Origin of the sequence: Leptospira kobayashii (assembly GCF_003114835.2) — a bacterium.
Taxonomy (GTDB): Bacteria; Spirochaetota; Leptospiria; order Leptospirales; family Leptospiraceae; genus Leptospira_A; species Leptospira_A kobayashii.
The window spans coordinates 3,658,848-3,679,999 of the sequence record NZ_AP025028.1 but is presented as its reverse complement, the minus strand read 5'-3'; the positions used below and the strand labels follow the sequence as shown (position 1 = coordinate 3,679,999).

At 40.2% G+C, this 21,152-nt stretch carries 18 protein-coding genes; 8 read left to right on the top strand and 10 right to left on the bottom strand.

Annotated features, from left to right (window positions below; all coding sequences use genetic code 11):
• Nucleotides 1-47: 47 nt before the first annotated feature.
• Nucleotides 48-398, bottom strand: coding sequence for a winged helix-turn-helix transcriptional regulator (locus DI077_RS16785; RefSeq protein WP_109021433.1), 351 nt, complete (start codon nucleotides 396-398; stop codon nucleotides 48-50).
• Nucleotides 399-515: 117 nt separating this feature from the next.
• Here DI077_RS16785 and DI077_RS16780 point away from each other — a divergent pair, with 117 nt between their 5' ends.
• Nucleotides 516-1,310, top strand: a complete 795-nt coding sequence (locus DI077_RS16780) for an SDR family oxidoreductase (RefSeq protein WP_109021432.1) — start codon at nucleotides 516-518, stop codon at nucleotides 1,308-1,310.
• A 130-nt stretch (nucleotides 1,311-1,440) separates the two neighbouring features.
• Here DI077_RS16780 and DI077_RS16775 read toward each other — a convergent pair whose 3' ends face one another.
• The 3 genes from DI077_RS16775 to DI077_RS16765 are packed head-to-tail and all read right to left on the bottom strand — an operon-like array spanning nucleotide 1,441 to nucleotide 3,198.
• A complete protein-coding gene (locus DI077_RS16775) occupies nucleotides 1,441-1,860 on the bottom strand; it encodes a MaoC/PaaZ C-terminal domain-containing protein (RefSeq protein WP_109021431.1) in 420 nt (139 codons plus the stop codon).
• Between the two features lie 18 nt (nucleotides 1,861-1,878).
• Nucleotides 1,879-2,325, bottom strand: a complete 447-nt coding sequence (locus DI077_RS16770; protein ID WP_423241753.1) for an FAS1-like dehydratase domain-containing protein — start codon at nucleotides 2,323-2,325, stop codon at nucleotides 1,879-1,881.
• 6 nt (nucleotides 2,326-2,331) lie between these two features.
• Nucleotides 2,332-3,198 (bottom strand): alpha/beta hydrolase, encoded by an 867-nt coding sequence (locus DI077_RS16765; RefSeq protein ID WP_109021429.1) that lies wholly within the window; start codon nucleotides 3,196-3,198, stop codon nucleotides 2,332-2,334.
• A gap of 145 nt (nucleotides 3,199-3,343) precedes the next feature.
• Here DI077_RS16765 and DI077_RS16760 point away from each other — a divergent pair, with 145 nt between their 5' ends.
• A complete protein-coding gene (locus DI077_RS16760) occupies nucleotides 3,344-6,490 on the top strand; it encodes a beta strand repeat-containing protein (protein ID WP_109021428.1) in 3,147 nt (1,048 codons plus the stop codon).
• 57 nt (nucleotides 6,491-6,547) lie between these two features.
• Here the strand turns inward: DI077_RS16760 and DI077_RS16755 are convergent, their stop codons facing one another.
• Nucleotides 6,548-7,468, bottom strand: coding sequence for a Fic family protein (locus DI077_RS16755; protein WP_109022147.1), 921 nt, complete (start codon nucleotides 7,466-7,468; stop codon nucleotides 6,548-6,550).
• A 94-nt stretch (nucleotides 7,469-7,562) separates the two neighbouring features.
• Here DI077_RS16755 and DI077_RS16750 point away from each other — a divergent pair, with 94 nt between their 5' ends.
• Together DI077_RS16750 and DI077_RS16745 are read left to right on the top strand one after the other, a co-directional pair.
• Nucleotides 7,563-9,878 carry a sulfatase gene (locus tag DI077_RS16750; protein ID WP_109021427.1) on the top strand — a complete coding sequence of 772 codons (2,316 nt, stop codon included), beginning with the start codon at nucleotides 7,563-7,565 and terminating at the stop codon, nucleotides 9,876-9,878.
• Nucleotides 9,879-9,927: 49 nt separating this feature from the next.
• Nucleotides 9,928-11,196, top strand: coding sequence for a lysophospholipid acyltransferase family protein (locus DI077_RS16745; protein WP_109021426.1), 1,269 nt, complete (start codon nucleotides 9,928-9,930; stop codon nucleotides 11,194-11,196).
• Here the strand turns inward: DI077_RS16745 and DI077_RS16740 are convergent.
• Nucleotides 11,193-12,437 (bottom strand): OmpA family protein, encoded by a 1,245-nt coding sequence (locus DI077_RS16740; RefSeq protein WP_109021425.1) that lies wholly within the window; start codon nucleotides 12,435-12,437, stop codon nucleotides 11,193-11,195. The genes DI077_RS16745 and DI077_RS16740 overlap by 4 nt on opposite strands.
• A gap of 108 nt (nucleotides 12,438-12,545) precedes the next feature.
• On the opposite strand from DI077_RS16740, the gene DI077_RS16735 reads away from it, so the two are divergent.
• On the top strand, nucleotides 12,546-13,460 hold the full coding sequence (locus DI077_RS16735; protein ID WP_109021424.1) for a phosphate ABC transporter substrate-binding protein: 915 nt from the start codon (nucleotides 12,546-12,548) through the stop codon (nucleotides 13,458-13,460).
• On the opposite strand, the gene hpt is transcribed toward DI077_RS16735, so the two are convergent.
• The 3 genes from hpt to DI077_RS16720 are packed head-to-tail and all read right to left on the bottom strand — an operon-like array spanning nucleotide 13,447 to nucleotide 15,124.
• Nucleotides 13,447-13,974, bottom strand: coding sequence for a hypoxanthine phosphoribosyltransferase (gene hpt / locus DI077_RS16730; RefSeq protein WP_109021423.1), 528 nt, complete (start codon nucleotides 13,972-13,974; stop codon nucleotides 13,447-13,449). The genes DI077_RS16735 and hpt overlap by 14 nt on opposite strands.
• On the bottom strand, nucleotides 13,971-14,483 hold the full coding sequence (locus tag DI077_RS16725; protein ID WP_109021422.1) for a SixA phosphatase family protein: 513 nt from the start codon (nucleotides 14,481-14,483) through the stop codon (nucleotides 13,971-13,973). Before DI077_RS16725 ends, hpt begins: the two co-directional genes overlap by 4 nt.
• Nucleotides 14,484-14,527: 44 nt before the next feature.
• On the bottom strand, nucleotides 14,528-15,124 hold the full coding sequence (locus DI077_RS16720; RefSeq protein ID WP_109021421.1) for a response regulator transcription factor: 597 nt from the start codon (nucleotides 15,122-15,124) through the stop codon (nucleotides 14,528-14,530).
• Between the two features lie 168 nt (nucleotides 15,125-15,292).
• Here DI077_RS16720 and DI077_RS16715 point away from each other — a divergent pair, with 168 nt between their 5' ends.
• Complete coding sequence (locus tag DI077_RS16715; RefSeq protein WP_135354917.1) at nucleotides 15,293-17,566, top strand: hybrid sensor histidine kinase/response regulator; 2,274 nt, start codon at nucleotides 15,293-15,295, stop codon at nucleotides 17,564-17,566.
• Entirely contained in the window at nucleotides 17,567-19,930 is a 2,364-nt protein-coding gene (locus tag DI077_RS16710) for a hybrid sensor histidine kinase/response regulator (protein ID WP_109021419.1), read from the top strand. It begins immediately after the preceding gene.
• Between the two features lie 35 nt (nucleotides 19,931-19,965).
• Here the strand turns inward: DI077_RS16710 and DI077_RS16705 are convergent, their stop codons facing one another.
• Complete coding sequence (locus DI077_RS16705; protein ID WP_167837196.1) at nucleotides 19,966-20,133, bottom strand: hypothetical protein; 168 nt, start codon at nucleotides 20,131-20,133, stop codon at nucleotides 19,966-19,968.
• Nucleotides 20,134-20,461: 328 nt separating this feature from the next.
• On the opposite strand from DI077_RS16705, the gene DI077_RS16700 reads away from it, so the two are divergent.
• Nucleotides 20,462-21,118, top strand: coding sequence for a helix-turn-helix domain-containing protein (locus DI077_RS16700; RefSeq protein ID WP_167837195.1), 657 nt, complete (start codon nucleotides 20,462-20,464; stop codon nucleotides 21,116-21,118).
• The last annotated feature ends 34 nt before the right edge of the window (nucleotides 21,119-21,152 follow it).

Here is a 21,152-nt window from a genome sequence, read left to right as displayed (position 1 = left end):
TTTCATCTAAACAAATATATGTTTCGTTCTGACTTACCGGAAGTAATTTACTTTTTGGTGATGACTCGGCGTAATTGTTCGTCATGTTTATCTGCCCAATGACCCAAGGAAGAGATTAGGGGGATGATTGTTTTTCCAAATTCGGTCAAACTGTATTCAACCTTGGGTGGGACCTGGGGAAAGATGATTTTCGAAACAAGTTCATGTTCCTCTAATTCTTTTAATTGTAAATGCAAAACCCTGCGAGTGGCATCAGGAATTTTACGTTGAAGTTCGCTTGGGCGTTTATGGCCTTCATTAATAAAATACAGCAAACGCATTTTCCATTTACCATACAAAACTTCTCCCACTAAGTCTAAACCGCAATCAAGAGTGATCGTTTCTTTTTTTAGGGTCATAATTACAATTCCCTATAGTTCCAAAAAGTATCATAGTGAAAAATTAATCAGTATATATAGATTATTTCATACTTGCACTGGCAATACATAGAAAAGAATCCAGCTCAGAGGAAAATAATGGATCAAAATGGAAATTTCGATAACGAGTTAAGAGGAAAAATAGCTTTGGTCACTGGTGGCACCAAAGGCACGGGAAAAGCAATTGCTCAACGACTTACCCAGGCGGGGGCGAAGGTTGTTGTAACTGCCAGAATTATACCTGAAGAGCCCGAAGGAATCACTCATTTTATCTCTGCCGATTTAAGCAAACCAGAGGGAACTGAGAAAGTCGTAAAAGAAATCAAACAAAAGTTTGGTGGAGTTGATATTCTTATCAACAATTTAGGTGGATCGGAAACACCAGGAGGCGGTTTCGCTCAACTAACGGATGCAGATTGGGAAATAACAATTGCTACTAATCTTTTAGCTCCAGTGAGATTGGACAGAGGATTATTGCCTTATATGCTCGGAAAAAAATCTGGTGTGATCGTTCACATTGCATCCATTCAGGGAACACTTCCTTTGTATGAATCGACATTACCGTATGCGGCAGCAAAAGCTGGGTTAATAAACTATAGCAAAAGTTTGTCGAACGAAGTATCGCCAAAAGGTGTAAGAGTCTTAACTGTTTCGCCTGGCTTTATAAAAACAAGTGCGGCGGAAAGAATGATTCAACGATTGGCGGAAAGTTCGGGGAGTAGTATAGAGGTCGCCTTGCAAGGATTAATGGATTCTTTGGGGGGAATACCTATGGGGAGACCTGCGGAACCGGAAGAGGTTGCGGAGCTTGTAGGATTTCTTGTTTCTCCCCGTGCGGGTTATCTGTCAGGAACGGAATATGTGATCGATGGTGGAACGATTCCTACGATTTGATGCGAATGAAAGAAAAAAATCAGATCATTGCAGATAACTTGAATTAAACTCTGATCTCGTTTGAAAATCCAGTGGGAGAAATATTAACTCAGGTGTTTTTAAAAGCACCTGAGTTAAATAGAAAAAAAACTTAAACTGCGTTGATGATTAGATCTCCGCCTGCTTTTACTTCACCTGCTTCGTTTTTAGCTTCAACCGAAACGGTGACGGTTTTTTTACCGTCTTTTTCAAACTTCTTTTTGATCGTTCCCACGCAAGTGAGTTTTTCTCCGAGCTTTGTCATCGCTTTGAAGGTAACTCCGAAGTATGCGATATCTTTTTGGTCAGCCCAGGAAGTGCAAAGTCTTCCAACTTGCGCCATAACATACATACCGTGAGAAATGGTTCCGTCAAGGCCTGCTTTGCGTGCAAAATCAGGATCGTTGTGGATGGGATTGAAATCTCCCGATGCTCCCGCATAACGAACTAGATTTGCATGTTCGATGACGGGAACGTCCAGAGGAGGAAGTGTTTGTCCTACTTCTACGCTATCAAATTTGATTTTTGCCATTGTTTGAATCCTCCTAACTTAATCCTTACGAATGAAAATCGCCATTTCTGCGGAAAGAATCGGATCTTCCGATGCATCAAAAATCGTTGTTTTGAAAGTAACGATTTCCGCTCTTCCCACTTTCACATCTGAAATTTCGGATTGAGCGGAAACTTTTCCCGGATAGAGAATTTTATGATATGTGTATTCTTCTTTTAAATGAAGGATTTTGGAAAGGTCGATTCCAAGGTCCGCCATATCATTCCAAATTTTAGGGTAACCCCAAAATTGAATTACAGTTGGGAAAGTAGGCGGCGCAGGGATGTCCGTATAACCGGCTTTTTTCGCTTCTTCCAAATCGAAGTAAATTGGGTTTTTTTCGTTGATAGCAAGGCAAAATTCTTTGATTTTGCCCCGTTCTACGGTAAATTCAAAACGATCTAGTTTTTTTCCAACTATATCTTTACTAACAGCCATAGGCTTCATTTCTCCTTAATGTTTGTCAATCCATGCAACTAACTCTTTGAAGACGAGTGCTCGTTCTGCGGGAGTTTCGTTCATGGATTCGTGGTACAATCCGTCAAATAATTTCAAAGTTTTGTCTTTCGAAGAAACCTTCTCGAATGCATCGGAAGTTCCCGAGTAAACGGCGATCTGGTCGTCTTTTCCGTGAAACATGTAAATAGGAACTTTTATCTTTTCCGCCGACTCCAAAGCCAAAGGATATACATTGAGTAAAAAATCACCCAAGTAAGTGGATACGTTTCCATGCACCAAAGGATCGTTTACATAAGCCGCCACAACATCCTTGTCATGCGAAATCATATTCACGTCAAGTCCTGCAGGAATCGTAAGTGTAGGTAAAAGTTTTGCTAAAAATCCGCCGGCTGCCTTTTTTACATCCATTACAAAGTCGGTTTGAACTTTGATGGCAAGAGCACTTACGATCAGACCGTCCAGGTCTTCCTGGTTATTGTCCGTTCCAGTGTATAGAAAACTGATAACGGCGCCCATGGAGTGACCGAGCAGAGTTACTTTTTTTACGCCTTCTTTTTGTTTTGCGATACCTATGAGTTGTTTTAAATCTGCAAAAAAATCGGTGTAATGGTCTACTACTCCTCTTCTTCCTTCGGAACGTCCGTGTCCCCTTGCATCGATTAAATAAACTACGTATCCTTTGTCCGCAATTGCGTCTAATAAGTTGGTATAGCGACCACCATGTTCCCCAAATCCGTGGTGAACCACGAGCACTCTTTTGGCTCCGTTTTTCGGTCGAAAGACTTGGTAATAAATTTTACCACCGTCCTTGTTATTAAATGTAGACTCCTCGCGGGAGTAGGCTTGTTCCCATATACTCATAGTATGCTAAATTCACGGTGGGAAAGGGAAAAAGAAAGAACTTTTCATGGCAGCAGCAGACGATATGAGTTATATTTGTGGTAAGAAAAAGAAAATGAACAAGCTTGGATTGTTGTATATTATAGAAGAGATCTGAATAAAGTTTATGTCACATTTGCACCGATCCTTCCTCTTTTTTGCCGGTCTTCTTACCTTCCTTTTTTTGGAAGCTTGCATACCGAAATTGGAAAAAAGCATTCTGGATGCATTTAGCATTCTAAGGACCCAAAGCAAGAGTTCTTCTACTCCTAAGATTTTTGTGACTGTAAATGGGCTTTTGGGGAAGGGGCTGGTTCTTTCCTTAAACAATTCATTTACTCTGGTTGTTTCTAAAAACGGGGAAGAGTTTTTTGCCGAAACGATTCCTTCCGGTTCCAATTATTCCGTAACAGTGAAAACACAACCGACTTCACCTGCTCAGAATTGTACTGTATCGGGAGGAGAAGGGGTAATGGGCTCCGGTGATATCAAATCCATTAATGTGAACTGTGATACCACCAAATATACTTTAGGTGGAACAATCACGGGTCTTTCGGGTTTTACCGGTGTGACTTTGACGAATAACGGAACAGACACCGCAGTGATTTCAAATCCTTCGGGTAGTTTCGCTTTTCCGAGTCATACATATGCCGAAGGAGAGGTTTATTCCGTCTCCGTTACTTCCCAACCTTCTCATCCCACTCAAACTTGTACTTTAACCGGCGGTTCCGGAACTTTTTCCTCTGCGAATGTCACATCTCTTTCCGTTAGCTGTGGCGCCGCTTCTTCTTATGGTGTTGCCGTAAATGTAACAGGTCTTGCTTCTGGGACTTTAACTCTCAATCAAGGAAGCGAATCTTTGGCGGTAAGTGCGAACGGGATACACTATTTTCCCAGCGATTTGGTGAACGGTGCCGGTTATTCCCTTTCTATTTCCAACCAACCTGCGCTTCATACTTGTGCTTTGAGCGGATCCGTCAGCGGAACGATCGCGGGTGCGAACATTATAGCAACAGTGAATTGTTTCAGCGTAATTTCGCAAACTCCTGCCAATCTATCCGCTTTGTTACCGAATCAAACAGTCAGATTACAATTTTCCGAAGCGGTGAATACAGGTAGTTGTCCTGTCTCTGGCGCAGCTATGCCCAGGGCGGATGCAGGTGCGATTCAGTATTCCGTCACAACAACGAATATCACCGATGATACTTTGATTTTATCTCCGGGCATCAGTACTTGGACTCCTGGGTCGAAGATTGTTCCTTTGAATTGTGTAAGTGTCGGTGGAAATACTCTTGCCAATGCATCGACAAGTTTCCGTTATACGGTTCCTTCCTCAATCCGTTATGTTTCCACTACGGGAAACGATTCGAATACCGGACTATCCGTATCCGATCCGTTTTTAACGATTCACAAAGCGATCGATGATCTGGTGATTTCCGCTTGTTTTGCGACTAAGGATTGTGTTGTGCTTGTGGAAGACGGAGTCTATGAGGCAACAGATGTTCCTTTGTCAAAAAACTTCATTCTGGTTCGGGACGGCGTTTCTCTTTTCGGAGGTTATACTGCAGGAACAGGTTTTGCTTCCAGAAATACATCCGCCAAATTGACCATTCTTCGGAATTCAACACCCAACGCCGCAGTATGTACTGCTGCGGTAATGGGTGTAAATCCTTGTTCCACCGTTTGGATTGACAATACTATTTCCAACAAAACTGTGATCGACGGTTTTCGTGTGATAGGAGCTTCCGTTGCAGCGACCGCCGATTCGGCAGCAATGCATATCCTGGGAGGAAATCCTATTGTTTCCAATAATTCCCTGGAAGGTGGCACAGGCAATGCTGTGGCTGGTTTATCTCTTATCAATTTCGGAGGAAGTAGCCTTGTCGATCCGAATGCGGGAGCGATCATATTGAATTCGATGTTCGGAGGATCTTGTTTGCCTAATAGCTGTAATACGGCGGGAATTTATTATAATAATACCGCCGGTACTACTTATCCTATTTTGCAATACAATCAGGTTTTAGGAGGCGGTTGCAATACACCGAGTTGTATTACTTACGGAATGTATGCGAATGCCACTTCCTCTCCTGACTTTACATTGATCAGATTCAATGTTTTTTCAGGCGGTACTGTTGCAGCCGGTACGGCCGGATCTCTTAGCGTGGGTCTTTTCCTGCAACAGTCGATAGGCGGTGTTTTGGTAGGAAATTACATTCTCGGCGGAACCGCAAATACCTCAAAAGGAATTCATTTTGCTTCGAATATGGGGCTTAACATCGGAAACAATGCCACCAAACAAGGGAATGTGATTTTGGGGGGAAACGGAGTTTTGTTTTCTTACGGAATTTATCTTACGGGCGGAGGAAGTGTTTATTATAATACCGTTTCCGGGGGAAGTGTTAGTAATACGACAGGAGCTGCAACCGGTTTCGGAATCTATTCACAAACCGGTTCATTCGATATGTTCGGAAATACCGTCAGTGCGGGAACTTCCACTGCAGATTCGGCAGGTTTCTCCGCAAGTTATGCAGTTTATCTGAGCAACGGAACTTCCGCTTCCCGGTTTCAGCAAAACCGGGTTTTCGGAGGGGTAAGTCGAAATCTAGGATCAAATAACGCTTATTCGGTGGGCTTGCAGATTTTTTCGGGTGCTACTTTTTCCATCCATAATAATTTCGTAGACGGAGGCACTAGCATTTCCGCAACAGGAACCGCCGTTTCCGAAGGAATGACGTTAGACGGAAATAATGCGGTCACTCAGGTTTATAATAATACGATTTCTTCCGGTACGACATCTTCTCCCATACTGACCAGTGAATCGATAGGTTTGAACTTAAAAGGCATAACCAATGCGACGGATATTCAAAACAATATATTTATGACGGAATCTTTGGTCAATGTGAGGTATTGCGTCAAATACGCGTCAGGTTCGGCGTTATTTAGATTCGACCGGAATGTAATGCACAACTGTCCCGTATTGTTTTATAACGGAAATACAGCTCAAGGTTATGATACGATTTGCGGTACGGGTTACCCTGCTATTTCCGGTTGTCCCGTCAACAATCTAAGCAGTATTTCCTCCACCGGCAACCTACGGCAAGATCCTAAATTTATTTCTAATTTCGGCACCAGTAAAAATTGGGCATTCACTGTGAATTCCCCCTGCCAAACCACGCAGATCGGGGTAGGAGGATCGACAATCGATTTTTTCGGAACAACAAGAACGGCACCAAACAGCGCAGGAGCTTTGGAATACGACGGAGTTTGTTTGTGATGGTAATCGAAGTTAGCTGATTCAGGAGGCTGTTGCCGGTTTAAGTGATTTTGCTTTTTAGGTTACTTCCTCCAAATATGTTTGGATCGCCTCGATCGTAGTCATCCAATTTCTATTGAATTTAACGGCGGAAAGTTTACCTGTTCTTGCGAGAAGAGAGAGATATTCTAAGGAATAATTGCAGTGCTTTGTGGCTTCTTTTAAAGTAATGTATCCTTGTTTGTTGTCTTTTGAATCGATTTTGAAAGAATTTAAATATATAATCAAGGATCTTTCTACTGACTTTCCTACAAAGTCCATAAACCCCAAAGGATTTCCTTTGTCGGCTTCCCGAAGTACTCTATAATATTTTCTTCTATCAAGATGGAGAATGACAGCAGGTGGATATCCCTCTTGCATCAATATTAAGTTCATTAGCAACCGTGCAGTCCTTCCGTTTCCGTCTATAAAAGGATGTATGAAAACAAATTTATAATGAAACCAAGAAGCTAACTCGGGAACGCTTAATTTTTTATGATTAAGATAATACCATTCGACTAACTCTTCAACTAAGTTGTAAACTTTTGCAGCATTAGGAGGAATATGGGAAGCACCGGTAATGCGAACATTGGTTCTTCTAAAAACTCCTGCTTCTTCGTCATCAATGTTTTTTAAAATAATCCCGTGAATTTCACGTATTAAGTTTAGAGAAATAGATGTTTTTTTTTTGATAACCTTTTCAAGGTAATCAATACCTTCCTTATGATTAATAACTTCGAAATGTTCCCTAAGACTTTTATTTCCGATAGTAATCCCTTGTCTTAAAACTAAATCGGTTTCTTGCAGACTAAGCGTATTCCCTTCTATCGCATTTGAATTGTAGGTCCATTCCAAATAGAATTGCTCTCTAAGTTTTTCCAAAATTGCTTTTGGCAATGGTCGGAGTCGGTCGAGTTCCTTTTTTTTTCCCTCAATGCTTTTGATCAATGCTGAGTTCATATCGGATACGTACATATTTGGCCAATCCGATATTGGTGCAATTCTTAAATTTTCGAATTTCCTCCCTGCACAATTTCCAAATCCTTGTTCTTGGATGTATTTTCTTTTTTCGCAAGTCGAGTCCCGGTTCTTAAAACCGTTTTTCATTTTTATCTTCTGCGCAAGTTTGGGATTTTGTTCGGAACAGAAAGACCGAACGGGAATTGCATACGATCTGACCCGTTTGTTGGCCTTGTCCGGTACAAAGGTGGAGGGAAAATTTCCCGATCAGGATCCTCTTCCTTATCATTGGAAGAAAAATCCGGGAAGGCATTCCGGCTTACCTATCGAAAGAAAATGGGAAAATACCCAGATCACTTTCAATACGGACAAAACTCTATTTATCAATCATTCTCTGGACGCTTTGTATCTTCCACCAAATACTAGTTATTCGTTTGAAATCGGAAAAGGGGATTATGATCTTAATTTTTCCGCAGGGATTTTAGGGGAAAGTATTAACTCTTCCGGTTTGAAAGGAAAATTATCCTTGGAAGCCGACGGAAAAGAAATCCAATCTTTTGTCTTTGAAGATGGTAATCGTGAAAATTGGAAACCGATCGGATTGCAGATTTCGGTTCATCAAACTATCAAATTCATTTGGAAATCGGAAAACTCCCATCTGTATTTGGCAGAACCGATCCTTTATTTCCGAAGTAATTCTAAAAAACCAAATGTAATTTTGATCGTTTTGGATTCGGCAAGGAAAGATTTTTTCGGATCTTACGGATTTCCTTACCCGATTACACCTAATATGGATCAGTTGGCAAAGGAATCGGTGTTTTTTGAAAATCCCTTTTCCAACGGAAATTGGACCAAACCTTCCATGATATCTTTTTTTCATTCGGAATATTCTTCCAATCTGGGGCTTGGCAATTCCTGGTTTACTACAAAACCCTATCAAAGAAAGGTTTATTACGGGAAAAAGAGGTATAATCTAACAAATGTTTTAAGAGAAAACGGTTATTACACCAAAACGATAATGAATAATGTTTTCTTTTTGGATTATACTACGGTCGGAATTGATTTGGGATTTCATAATTCTTTCCAGGTAGGAATGGATATTTTGGATACACCCGCACTTACCGATCACGCGATTTCTTTCGTAGAGGAAATCGGCCGAAAACCTTTTTTTCTTCATTTCAATTTGAACACTCCGCACGCTTCCTATTCTCCTCCTCCCGAGGATATGACCGTCGTCAAAAAGATGATTCCTCCCGATGTATTTTACAAATTCGAATCACCTGTTCAACGTTATATCGGAGAAATGTTTTATACGGACCGGGAAGTGGGTCGTTTGTTAAAGGCTTTAAAAGATAAAAATCTATATGATGACAGTTTGATAATCGTCACGGGAGATCACGGAGAGTTGTTCGGTGCCCATCATGATTACAGTTATCATTTCATTATGAAAACTCGTTTCGGTCACGGGGAAACTCATTATGATGAAGAAATCAATGTTCCTTATTTTATCAAACCTCCCCGGTCTGTAGAAGCAAAGGTAGAGAATCGAAAGATTCCCGGACAGTCTTCTCTTTTGTCCTTGGTGCCTACTGTGCTCGGACTATTGGAGTTGTCATTCGATCCCAAACAATTCAAAGGAGTTGATTATTCCTCTTTTATCTTTGGAGAATCGGAAAATCCGAAAGAAAAAACCATTTATACGGAAGGAAGGATGTCCGAGTCCTTGCGGACGGAAGAGTTTAAGTACATCAGAAGGTATCCTGGTTTTACTACAGTTAGGCGAAAGTTCGACGGAGAACCTCATACTATGTCGGAAGAATTATATGATTTGAAAAAAGATCCCGAAGAAAAAACAAATCTTTCGCAAGATATGAATCCTGATTCGCAAACCTTGCTAATCAAGGCACGTGAGATTTTCAAAGCAGGCAGGTTTTTAAATAGAAACAAAATCCATCTGCAACTGCCGCCTTGTGGAAAATCCATTTGCAAAGACAGTGGAAATTTGCAAGTCCAGGGATCTATTTACGATTGGATAGTTCCCAAAGATACTTTGATCCAATCGACTTCGGCAAAACAAATCCAATACCAAAAAGATATAAGCGGCAGTCCGGAAGAGCTGGTATTTCTCACAGTGAATCCTGAATTGGAAGCGGATTTCAGGCTTTACCGGGATGGTTCTCCCGTTGCATATCGGGTAGGTAGATGGGGATTGGAATTCGTTTGGGCGACTCCCCGGCTTTTGAAAGAATTATTAACGTCGGAAAGGGAACCTTCCGGTTGGGACAAGTCAGGCCTACCTTGGATTTATAACGATGCGAACTTTAGCGGGGACTCCGAATCCAGCGCACAAAAAGAAATGGGGAAAGAAGTGAAAAAAATTCTGGAAACTTGGGGCTACATTCATGAATAAAATGCTAGAAAACCTTACCAGTTTCGTACATCCTATCTAGACACTATATATGAAATCATCATTTATCCCCCCTTCTTTTGAACTACCTTTGGCTTGGACTCTTGATCTTGGTTTTCCCATCATTACAAAGTTAATGTTCAATTTGGACGGAGTAGAGATCAGTCGGGAAGATGAGAAACAACTCCAGGATCTTCGGAAAAAAAGATTTATCTATCTCTCCAATCATCCTTCCGATACCGAGCCTGCCATTGCTTATTATCTTGCGAATAAAATAGGAACTCGTTTTCATTATATGGCTTCCCGAAATATTTTCAATTGGGGATTCGGGATCGTAGGAGAAGTGATCAAAAGAGTTGGCGCCTTTTCTGTGTTATCCGGGAGTGCCGATCGGGACGCGATCAAGATGGCTCGTAAGGTTTTATCCGAGCCGGAAGGCAAATTGGTTTTGTATCCGGAAGGAATGCGCTCGGGAGAAAATGACAACTTGGTTCCTTTTATGCCCGGTATGGCACAGCTTGCATTCTGGGGATTGGAAGATGCCTTAAAAAAAGATCCCACTGCGGATTTATTCATTCTGCCTACATTTGTTAAATATGCAATCTCCGGTTCGAGAGATAGTATTTTAAACCAAGTGGAGACCTCCCTACAAAGAATCGAAAAGAAGTTAAAAATTTTCCCCGGTGGGAGAACGCTTCTTCGCAGATTTTTGACCGTGGGTAGGGTTCTTCTGGAAGAAACCGAATATGAGTTAGGTGTTACCAAAGCGGATATAGAAGGAAAGGATTTTGATTATAGATTGGGCCGGGCCCGCCATACGGCTTTAAACAAGGCCGCGGCCATTTTAAATGTGACCTTTCATGATACCGATCACGCGATCCAAAAAATCAGGGATTTATTTACTGCTTTGGATAGCATTGAAGCGGGGACTCCTCTTCCCAATACTCCGAAAAATCTTTCCGAAAAAGATATCCAAAGAGCAAGACAGCTCGTGGATATGGCTTATACTTTCCTGATCACAAAACCTAAAAATCTGATTCAATGGCCTTCCGCCGAACGTTTGTTCGAGTGGATCTACAGTTTTGAAAAACATATCTTCGGGAAAACGGAATTGAGAGCAAGTACTGCACATGTTTTGGTTTCTCCCGCTTTTTCCGTGAAACCTTTCTTTCGGGATTACCAATCCAATAAACGGGAAGGAATTGCTTCGATATTGATTGAGATTCGCAAACAAATGGAAGCTTTGGTGGAAAGGGGAAAATCCGTCACTGATCCGATTGTTCCCCCTTATTCGGTGGGATTGGATATCAACGTAAATTAATCAAGAACCAGAGTGATTTCCACTCTTCTGTTTTTTTTACGGTTTTCTTCCGAATCGTTGGGTACCACAGGAATTTCGTCTCCGTATCCTTTGAAAGAAATATGATCTTCTTCCATTTTGTGATCATCAACTAATTTGTGTAATACGGATTTCGCTCTTTCTTCCGAAAGTTTGAGATTATAATCTTTTTTACCGATATTGTCGGTATGGCCTGAGACTCTCACTTCCCGCTCGGGGTGTTTTTTCAAGATCTCTGCGATTTTGCGAACCGCTTCTTCCGCTTCCGGTCTCAACTTGGAATCATTGAAATCAAATAGAATCGAATCGAGAGAAAATGTAACTCCGTCTTCCGTCGTTCGAACACTGATAAGAGAGGGATCTTTTCCGTTCGGATTATCCTTTTCTTTTTCTATGATCAGATCCTGCAATACATCGTCTTTGAATTTTTCCTTTTCATTCGCATTCAAACTTTTGCGAGATTGGTAAAGTCCGTGGATATGAAAGTTCGCTTCTTGAACGGTACCGTCGGGAAGTACGAAAGTGTAGGATAATTTTACGTCTTTGTATTCAGGGATTCCTTTTTCTGCATTGAAAAACACAGTCCCTCTGGCAAATCCGAAAATCTTATTCGGGACATTGTTGATTCTGTCTTTTTTGGACAAGGAATCGTAATAGATCGGATAAGTGTAAGTGATTTTTTCTGCGAAGCCGGATTTGTCTTCATAAGCCCATTTTGATTTTCCGTGAAAATAATATTCCGGTTCTACAATGACTTTGATTCTTTCTCCTGAGAAATCGAAAGATTCTTCCGCAGGAATTTTCCAAGTATCTCCTGAGTTAACAGCTGTTTCAGGGAAAGAAGGAAAACTTCTCAGATTTGGCATCACATATTCGTCCGCCACTTCGTATTTGCCGTTTCTAAAAATGATAAAATTGGATTTGAAATCCTTGTCCTTTCTGTAAGGTCCTTCCGTTTTTCCAAAACGAATGTAAGTGTTGAAAAGAGCATCCACTTGGCAGGACGATGTATCACACTTCGTAGTTTTAAGCAAAACTCTGTTTTTATCTTCACGGGCCACACTGTGTTTGCCCACCCGGAATAGAACATCGTGGTATTCATTGAGTTCCAAAACCTGGTTTTGTTTCCACTTCCATTGCAATAGAACGGGTGGAGTTTCCACTGCGAAGAGATACAGGGGAGACAAAGCGGAAATCAGAATGAAAAAGAAGATCGGTTTCACGTTTTTAACATCGGGGGAAATAAAAAAAAATAAATCCGTTCTCCGTAAAAAACAGAATCTTTTTTACGATTGACTGGGAAAGATTTTTGGGGCATCTCCATTTTAATCATGAAAAACCTCATTATCCTTTGTTACATTTTGATTACAATGGCTTTTTCCGCGTGTAAGGAAAAACAATCTTTAAAAATCGCAGGCTCCGAAACCATGAATGCGATGATGAGGTATCTGGGTTCAGAATATGAAAAAGCAAATTCCGATATCAAAGTGATTGTGGAAGGTGGCGGTTCCGAAACGGGAATCGACAAATTGCGTAAGGGAGAAATCGACATTGCCGTTTCGTCCAGAGATTTGAATCAAAATGAATTCGATGATTTGCGTAAAACCGGAAACTTGGAAAAGGTAAGAGTTGCTTACGATGGAGTCGCTTTGGTTGTAAATCTTAAGAATTCGGCTACCAAGTTGCACTTAGAGCAAGTTTCGGATATATTTTCAGGAAAGATTCAAAACTGGAAAGAAGTAGGTGGTCAGGACGCTCCCATTCAAATCGTAATCCGAAACGATAAATCGGGAACACAGGATTATTTTGAAAATCATATACTCCGTAAAAAAGATTTGGGGATTCCTGAATTTGAAAAAAACAAATCCAATAAGATAGTATCTACAGCAAAAATCGTTAAGGACAACTCCGAACTTGCAAACTACGTCGAATCGAATCCGAATGCAATCGGTTATATGGGCATGGGGAGTGCGATCATAGACAATAAAACGAAAGTTAAATCTTTGGATTATGCCAGAAAGGCAAACGATCCGTACGTAACTCCTTCGATCCGAAGTGTATATGATCGGAAGTATCGTCTGGCAAGAGAACTATTCGCGATTTATAAAACCGACCAAGGGGATAAGATAGATGCTTTCATAACTTTTTTAACGAGTGAAAAGGGACAAGAGTCGGTCATTCGTTCTGGTTACTTGCGTGCAAGTATGCCTGAGGTGGAAGTTTCCGCAGATCCTAATCATCTTTAGAATCATTCGGTTCCAAAGATGCCACATACGGTAGGTTGCGGTACATTCCCGCATGATCCAATCCATAACCTACCAGATATTCGTCTCCGATTTCAAATCCGAAATAATCCACATGCAAATGTGGATTTGCTTTTTCCTTTTTCCAGAACAATGCTGCGATCTTAAGGGAAAGAGGCTGATGTTTCATCAGATCATTTACTAAAAATTCCAAAGTTCTTCCGGTATCGACTATATCCTCTACAATCAGAACCGATTTACCTTTGATCGGTCTTTTTAGAAATTTAGTATATTCGATTTTCCCACTGGATTCTTTTCCGTCTCCGTAGGAGGAAGCACCGATAAAATCGATTTCGTGAGGGATGGCAATCGAACGGCATAGGTCTGCGGTAAAGATAAACCCCCCGTTCAGAACTCCGATCAATATGAGTTCTTTGCCAAGGAAATCTCTGGAGATTTCCCGTCCAAGTTCATCTACACGATTGTGAATTCTTTCTTCTGAAAATAATGCCTTCATTCCTTTCCTAAATGCCCCGGTATCCAGAATACCTGCAAGTGACATGTTCCCCAATCCAAATTTTTCCAATCTTCTCCGGAATAACTAAGTCCTAAAAAACTTGCGGTGGGAAATTTGTGAAACCGGCTGGGTGTCGATTGTCCGTAAAGAAGGCTGGATGCCAAGTTTTCCAGTCCGGGATTGTGCCCGACGATCATAACCGACCGGACAGTATTCGGAATTCCATGCAAAAGGAAAAGAAGATCCTCTTCCTCTGCTTCATAAATAGAGTCCCGAATGTCCGGTTTGGGCAGACGCAGGATTTCTTTCCGCAAATTTTGATAGGTTTTGAGGGCGCGTTCTGCGGGAGAAACAAGAACGGAATCCACATTGATTCCAAAATCCAAAAGAAAGGACCGCAATGCTTTCGTTTGTTTTTTGCCCCGTTCGGAAAGTCCTCTTTCTTCGTCCTTTTGAAAGGGTTCGTCCCATTCGGATTTTGCATGTCTCAATAGATATATATGTTTCATAAGACAAATATATCTTAACAGTATCTGAATAAATTACTAGAAAACTATTTTTGTATTTCTTTTTGGTATTTGGAAATAAGTTCGTTATTGTTTTTACATGCGAATTTTGTGCGCATTTGGTTGAGGTGGTATTCTACGGTTTTTCTTGATTTTTGAATTTTTTCAGCCACTTCGTTTTGGGATAGCCCTTGGATGAGTAGATTGATGATCTCGATTTGGAACGGTGAAAACGGTAAGGTCTCTTTACTGACTCCTTCCGAAATATATTTTTCGCCACGCATTACTGCCTGTATAACAGATGGTAGGTGGGAAATTGGATCGGATTTGATCATATACCCGTCGGCTTTCAAACGGATTGCATCTTCAACATAAACTCGGCTGCCATGGAGAGAGAAAATGACTACTTTGGTTTTGGGATACTTTTCCTTTACTTCCTTGAGGATATCGAGTCCGTTGCAGTCGGGTAAATCGATGTCCAGAAGTAAAAAATCCACTTCTCGTTTTTCTAAAAAGCGCAGTAATTCCTCACCTGTACGAAATTCTCCTACAATCGGAAAGAATGGATTGGTTTTTAAAACGGATATGATTCCTTCGGTAACTACGGAATGATCTTCTAAGATAGCAATTTTTATGGATTCCACGTGTATTTTCTAACTCGCCGTATAAGACTCCTAAGTCGATCCCAAGTAGGTTTTACGTCAAAGGAATTTCACACGTACATAAAAGTTTTCTTATTTCTGTCCTTTTCAATTTGTCTGGGATCTTGCAGAGAAGAGGTTTATCATCCTCCCATTGCTCAAAAAGGAGTTTTGGATGCCGGTAATTTTCCTCTGAAAGAAAAAAATTTGGAACTCAGAGGCAATTGGGAATTTTATTGGAATGAACTACTGGAACCTGAGGAAGAAAGGCCTGAAAAGTTACAATACTCTCTGGCAGGCAATCATTGGACCAGTTTAAAAGAAAAGGGGAGATCACTTCCCAGCTTCGGGTATGCGACATATCGTTTGACTTTGGTCTTACCTGATTTAAAAGAACAAATCGCAATTTCCATGCCGGTAATGCATACTTCTTATCGTCTCTTCGTAGATGGAAAACTGATTCACGAAAACGGAATGGTAGGAACCGATGAAGATCATTTTCGTCCTTCCTATAAAATCAAAATCTGTCCTTTGGAGAGGACTGGTAAAACCGTTCGGATTCAGGTTCAAGTTGCCAATTATGTACATACGATTGCAGGTATGAAAGAACTGATTCGGGTCGGAACCATATCGAATATTTACGACTCATATATGGGTTCGGTGGTTTTGAATTGGGTTGTTATCATATTTCTATTTATGTTGAGTGTGTACCACATCTGCATTTATATTATTCGGAAAACCGAGATTGCATCTTTGCACTTGGGGTTATTGTATATATGTATCGTTATTATCACTCTATCTTTGAGTGAGCCGAGGAATCTATACGGTTCTTTGCCGGATTCCTGGTGTATGGTTCTGATCCGAATATCAAAACTGATATTACCGTTCATTTTGTACTTCGGAAGTGCTGTCGTATATTACCTATTTTATTATAAAAGAGAAACGTTTGTTTTCCGGATTGCAACGATATATTGCTCCGTCCATGCGTTAGCCGTTATTATTTCACCAAATAAATATATGGCGAAAGTTTCCGAACCGTTCGAGATGATAATGAGCGCGTACTTATTTATAGGAATTCTCTATATTGTTAGGGCGGTCATCGAAGGTAAAAAGAACAGCCTTTTGTATCTTACGAGTTTTGCACTAACTTCAATTGTAGGGATTCATGACCTACTTTATTTCCAAAATGCAATACCGGGTATCAGGCCGATCGGAGCTTACGGAATATTTTTATTTTTTATTCCGCAATCCATCATACTCACCAGATCGTTTATCGCTATATTCAAAAGAGAAGAAGAAGTTTCCCGTGCGGTTCTCCGCAGTAACGAGGATTTGGAAAAAAAAGTCAAAGAACGGACTTTCGAATTGGAAAAAGCAAACCGTTGGAAGTCGAATTTCATTTCTCTATTATCTCATGATTTGCGTTCTCCTTTAATCGGAGTGAGCCAGATATTGGAAATCATTCAATATAACTTCGATTCAATGGAAAATCAGGAGAAGCAGAAGTTTTTAGATTTATGCCGCTCCGGAATTCAAAATTCCCTCAGGATGATAAAACAATTATTAGATGTGAGTCGTTTTGATTCCGAAGGAATAAGATTACAGCCTACTTTGTTTTATTTGGATGAATTGTTCGATGACGTGATTCGAACGATCGAGTCGGTTGCGACAGTGAAAGAAATCGATATTCGGTTGAAGATGAATCAAAATCCGAAGCTTATCGGCGATAAAATACTTTTGGAAGAAGTGCTAAAGAATATCATCATAAATGCGATTAAGTATTCTTATTCAGGTTCGGCAGTCGATGTTGTCCAAACAATCGATGATCAATGGATTTCAATTCAGGTAATTGATTATGGTATTGGAATGGATTCCGAACAATTGGATCAAATCTCAAGAGATGAAACACCGAAAAGCCAACACGGAACCAAAGGAGAATTAGGAACAGGACTCGGTTTGAAATTATCTCAAACTATTTTGGAAGCCCATTTTGGAAAATTGAAAATATCCAGTGCTCCAGGCAAAGGTAGCAAATTCGAAGTGTTATTATCCAATGTCACTAGATCGATTTTACTTGTGGACGATTCCGATAATTTCAGATCTGATTTGGCTGAAGAATTGAGACGTAAAAAATGGATCGTTTTGGAAGCAAAGAACGGAGAAGAAGCATTGGATCATTTGTCAAGAATCACTCCGAATATGATTGTGACCGACAAACACATGCCGATTATGGATGGAATTTCTTTTGTTCATGAATGGGAAGCCATAAAGGAAGAGAAAAAAATTCCGATCATTATGTTAAGTTCCGATGCACCTTTTTTTAACAGCAGGAAATTCCTGGAAGAAGAAGGTCTCGAAAATGCGATTCTCTTTTATTTATCTAAACTATATAGTAAAAAAGACTTAGTGGAAAAAATATTAGCTTTCACTCATTGGGATCAATAATTGTATTTTCGCACATTAATAAAATTTATTCTTCCGCTTAGTTTGTTATTGGCTTTCGGATCTTGTAGTCCGGTTGTAACTCCTTCCGCCGAGTTAGGTGTTTTGGATTTAAGCCTTTGGGATTTTCAGGAAAGTGTAGATTTAAAAGGCGACTGGGAATTTTATTGGCAGGATTTTTTGGAACCTACCGAAGAAAAACCCGATCGTGTTCGTTATGTTTCTTCTCCCAAATCCTGGACTAGCCTGGAAGAATTCGGTAATCCTCTGCCTAGTTTTGGTTTCGCAACTTACCGCCTAACTGTTATTTTGCCTGAGGAAAAGGAGGATTTGGTTCTTTCTCTTCCGGGCATATATACAAGTTACAAACTTTTTTTAAACGGTGAGTTTGTCCATGAAGGGGGAGTCATGGGGTCCAATCCTGAAAGCAGTTCACCTTCTCTAAAATCAGCATTGATTCCCGTTAAGAATATAAATAAGATTTTAAAGATTCAGATTCAAGTTGCGAATTTTTATGATAGGAACGCAGGCATTCATGATTTAATCAGTATCGGCAGACCCGCATCCATTTATTCCCGCATAATGAGTGAAAGAGTTTTGAATTGGGTTATTTCGGCCATACTGTTCTTTTTAAGTTTATATCATATACTGATTTACTTTGCCCGCAAAACGGAACTTGCTTCTTTATGCCTTGCGATTGTTTTTTTAGGAGTGATCTATACGCGGATCGGTCTTGCGGAACAAAAAATTCTATTCGATCTTTTTTCCGACTCTTGGTGTCTTACCTTCATTCGGGCAGGGCGCGTCAGTTTTGCATTGATTGTTGCAGGATGCAGCGGAGTGATCTATTATCTGTTCGGAACTAAAAACGACAAATGGGCATTATGGACAGGGCTTATTTACGGCTTTGTTGCGAGTGCAGTTGCCATCTTTTTACCGATTCGAACCTTTTGGGGTATAAATAAGTATTTTTCTTTTTTCAGTTTGGGTTTGATATTCACTGCGGTCATTTTTGTATTTCGCTCCGTCATACAAGGCAAGAAGAATAGTATCCCTTTTCTATTCAGTTTGATCCTTCCCTCCGTTACAATTACCTTGGAAGTGTTAGGGACATTTAATTTTATCAATCCTATTCCCTATATCGGACTTTATACTCTTTTCTTTTTCTTCACTCCTCAGACGTACATTCTGACCCGTTCCTTCATTCAGGTATTTAAACGGGAAGAAGAAATTTCACGAACCCTATTTCGAAGTAATGAAGATTTGGAGCATAAGGTTAAAGAAAGAACTTCCGAATTGGAAAAAGCAAACCGTTGGAAAGCAAATTTCATTTCATTACTATCGCATGACTTGCGTTCACCTCTGGTGGGAGTGAGTCAGATATTGGATCTGATGAAACATAATATCGACTCTATGGAAAAGGTGGAAAAACATAGGATTGTTGATTTATGCAAAGACGGGATTCAAAATTCGCTTAGGATGATCAAGCAATTACTCGATGTTAGTCGATTCGATTCCGACGGGATTCGATTGCATCCGATTGTTTTTTCCGTAAAAGATCTCCTGGAAGATATCATCAAAACTTTGCAGCCGATCACTTCTCTCAAGGACGTAAATATTGAGCTCAATCTGACAAAGGATAATTTTATCATCGGGGATCGTATCTTATTGGAAGAGGTGTTTAAAAATATCATTACCAATTCCATCAAGTTTTCCTTTAAGGGTTCGAAAATCGAAATCTTTGAGAAGTCATATAACGGGTGGATTTCCATTGAAGTTGTTGATCACGGAATGGGAATGGATGCCGACCAAATATATCAGATTACTGCGGAAGGTCAGCCGAAAAGTAGAGCAGGCACAGAGGGGGAGTTGGGTACAGGGCTCGGTTTAAAATTATCTCAAACCATTTTGGAAGCCCATTTTGGAAAACTGAAAATCAAGAGTGAAATAGGAAAAGGTTCCAAATTCGAAATTTTATTATCGGACACCTTAAAATCAATACTTCTTGTAGATGATTCGGATCAGTTTAGAAACGAACTTGCGGAAGAGTTAAGGCGTAAAAAGTGGATCGTCATCGAAGCAAAAAACGGAGAAGATGCCCTCGATCATTTAACTAGAATTACACCCAATGTCATCGTAACGGATAAACATATGCCGATTATGGACGGGATTTCTTTTGTCCATGAATGGGAGGCTGTCAAGGAAGATAGGGATATACCTATCATTCTGATCAGCTCCGATGCTCCTTTATCAGGAGGGAAAAAATTTTTGCAAGAAGAAGGTTTGGAAGAAATTGTGCCTTATTATTTTTCCAAATTGCTCCGACGGGAAGAGCTTGTGGAAACGATCTTATCTGTTTTGAAATAAATTATAGCAAATTTTCATTTTGAACTTAAATCGGTTTATTTAATGCCTCCCGTATTTCCTCCCGGCCCTCCTCGGTTTCCTATCCCGGTGATTTCACTTACGATCACTATTTTTTCGATCCTGATTCTTTGTTTGAAAAGGCCGCGGTTTTCTTTCGATCGATGGTTTGCTTTATTTTTGATTTCCTTGAGTTGCTTGCACATAGCACATCTGCTAAGGAGGCATTTTGGGCAGGATTACTTTGATTTTTTCCACATTTCGCAACTTCTTTTCGGACCTTTATTCTTTCTTTATCTAAAAGATATTTTCGGAGTTCGGATACAAAAGACGGATACAGTCCATTTTATTCCTTATCTCCTTTCCGTGGTTTTCTTTTTCTCTCTGTATATTTTCGAAGATACATTTCGTACTGAAGAATATTATGACCTCTTCTTCGGCCGGGAGAATCTTGTTTTAAAGAGACTCACTTTTTTCTCATTTCTTTTTTATTCGATCTTGAGTTTGCACAAGATCAACAAAGTAGAGAGTGAAATGTCAAATCCTATCATTGAATCGATACAATTCAATTGGTTAAAAGCAATCATCTGTCTTGCCATATTGATTGTTTTATACCATGCGATCTCAGGTTTCATAAACGGACAATCTGAACGGTTTTCCGGTTTGTTTTTACCTCCCATTCGTGGCTATGATATACTGGTATTTACGATTCTTTTTTCCGTGTTCGGAGTGCGCCAAAGCATGATCCATTCCGCTTGGCTTCTCGGGCAAAGTTTTTCGTTTCCTGCAGCTGTTAAAAAAAGGAAATACGAAAAGTCCGGATTGGAAATTGAAAAGCTGAAAAACTATGTCCATGCAGTGAAAGATTGTATGGATGTAAGAAAACCCTATCTAGCCAGCGAGTTTTCTTTGGATGAGTTGGCGGATCAGTTGAATCTTCCCAGAGCACATATCACCCAGGCATTGAACGAAGTTCTGGGAACGAACTTTTATTATTTTGTAAATGAATACAGGATTCGTGAATTCATCGTGTTATTGGAGTCTTCGGGAGAAGAAAAACCGAACTTTCTGAACTTGGCTTTTCAGGTTGGTTTTAATTCGAAATCCACTTTTAATGATTCCTTTAAGAGGATCACCGGAAGCACTCCTTCCCTTTATTTTTCAGAAAAAAACAAAAAAAATGAGTCTTAGCCGATTGGTTCGGGCGAAATAAACTACAATATTG

What these genes read in the sequence shown, in the direction of transcription:
- DI077_RS16750 (WP_109021427.1), top strand. Translation starts at nt 7,563, where the DNA reads ATGTATTTTCTTTTTTCGCAAGTCGAGTCCCGGTTCTTAAAACCGTTT.
- hpt (WP_109021423.1), bottom strand. Translation starts at nt 13,974, where the DNA reads ATGAAGGCATTATTTTCAGAAGAAAGAATTCACAATCGTGTAGATGAA.
- DI077_RS16705 (WP_167837196.1), bottom strand. Translation starts at nt 20,133, where the DNA reads ATGTGCAAGCAACTCAAGGAAATCAAAAATAAAGCAAACCATCGATCG.
- DI077_RS16775 (WP_109021431.1), bottom strand. Translation starts at nt 1,860, where the DNA reads ATGGCAAAAATCAAATTTGATAGCGTAGAAGTAGGACAAACACTTCCT.
- DI077_RS16700 (WP_167837195.1), top strand. Translation starts at nt 20,462, where the DNA reads ATGTCAAATCCTATCATTGAATCGATACAATTCAATTGGTTAAAAGCA.
- DI077_RS16725 (WP_109021422.1), bottom strand. Translation starts at nt 14,483, where the DNA reads ATGAAACATATATATCTATTGAGACATGCAAAATCCGAATGGGACGAA.
- DI077_RS16760 (WP_109021428.1), top strand. Translation starts at nt 3,344, where the DNA reads ATGTCACATTTGCACCGATCCTTCCTCTTTTTTGCCGGTCTTCTTACC.
- DI077_RS16785 (WP_109021433.1), bottom strand. Translation starts at nt 398, where the DNA reads ATGACCCTAAAAAAAGAAACGATCACTCTTGATTGCGGTTTAGACTTA.
- DI077_RS16765 (WP_109021429.1), bottom strand. Translation starts at nt 3,198, where the DNA reads ATGAGTATATGGGAACAAGCCTACTCCCGCGAGGAGTCTACATTTAAT.
- DI077_RS16780 (WP_109021432.1), top strand. Translation starts at nt 516, where the DNA reads ATGGATCAAAATGGAAATTTCGATAACGAGTTAAGAGGAAAAATAGCT.
- DI077_RS16745 (WP_109021426.1), top strand. Translation starts at nt 9,928, where the DNA reads ATGAAATCATCATTTATCCCCCCTTCTTTTGAACTACCTTTGGCTTGG.
- DI077_RS16770 (WP_423241753.1), bottom strand. Translation starts at nt 2,325, where the DNA reads ATGAAGCCTATGGCTGTTAGTAAAGATATAGTTGGAAAAAAACTAGAT.
- DI077_RS16735 (WP_109021424.1), top strand. Translation starts at nt 12,546, where the DNA reads ATGAAAAACCTCATTATCCTTTGTTACATTTTGATTACAATGGCTTTT.
- DI077_RS16755 (WP_109022147.1), bottom strand. Translation starts at nt 7,468, where the DNA reads ATGAACTCAGCATTGATCAAAAGCATTGAGGGAAAAAAAAAGGAACTC.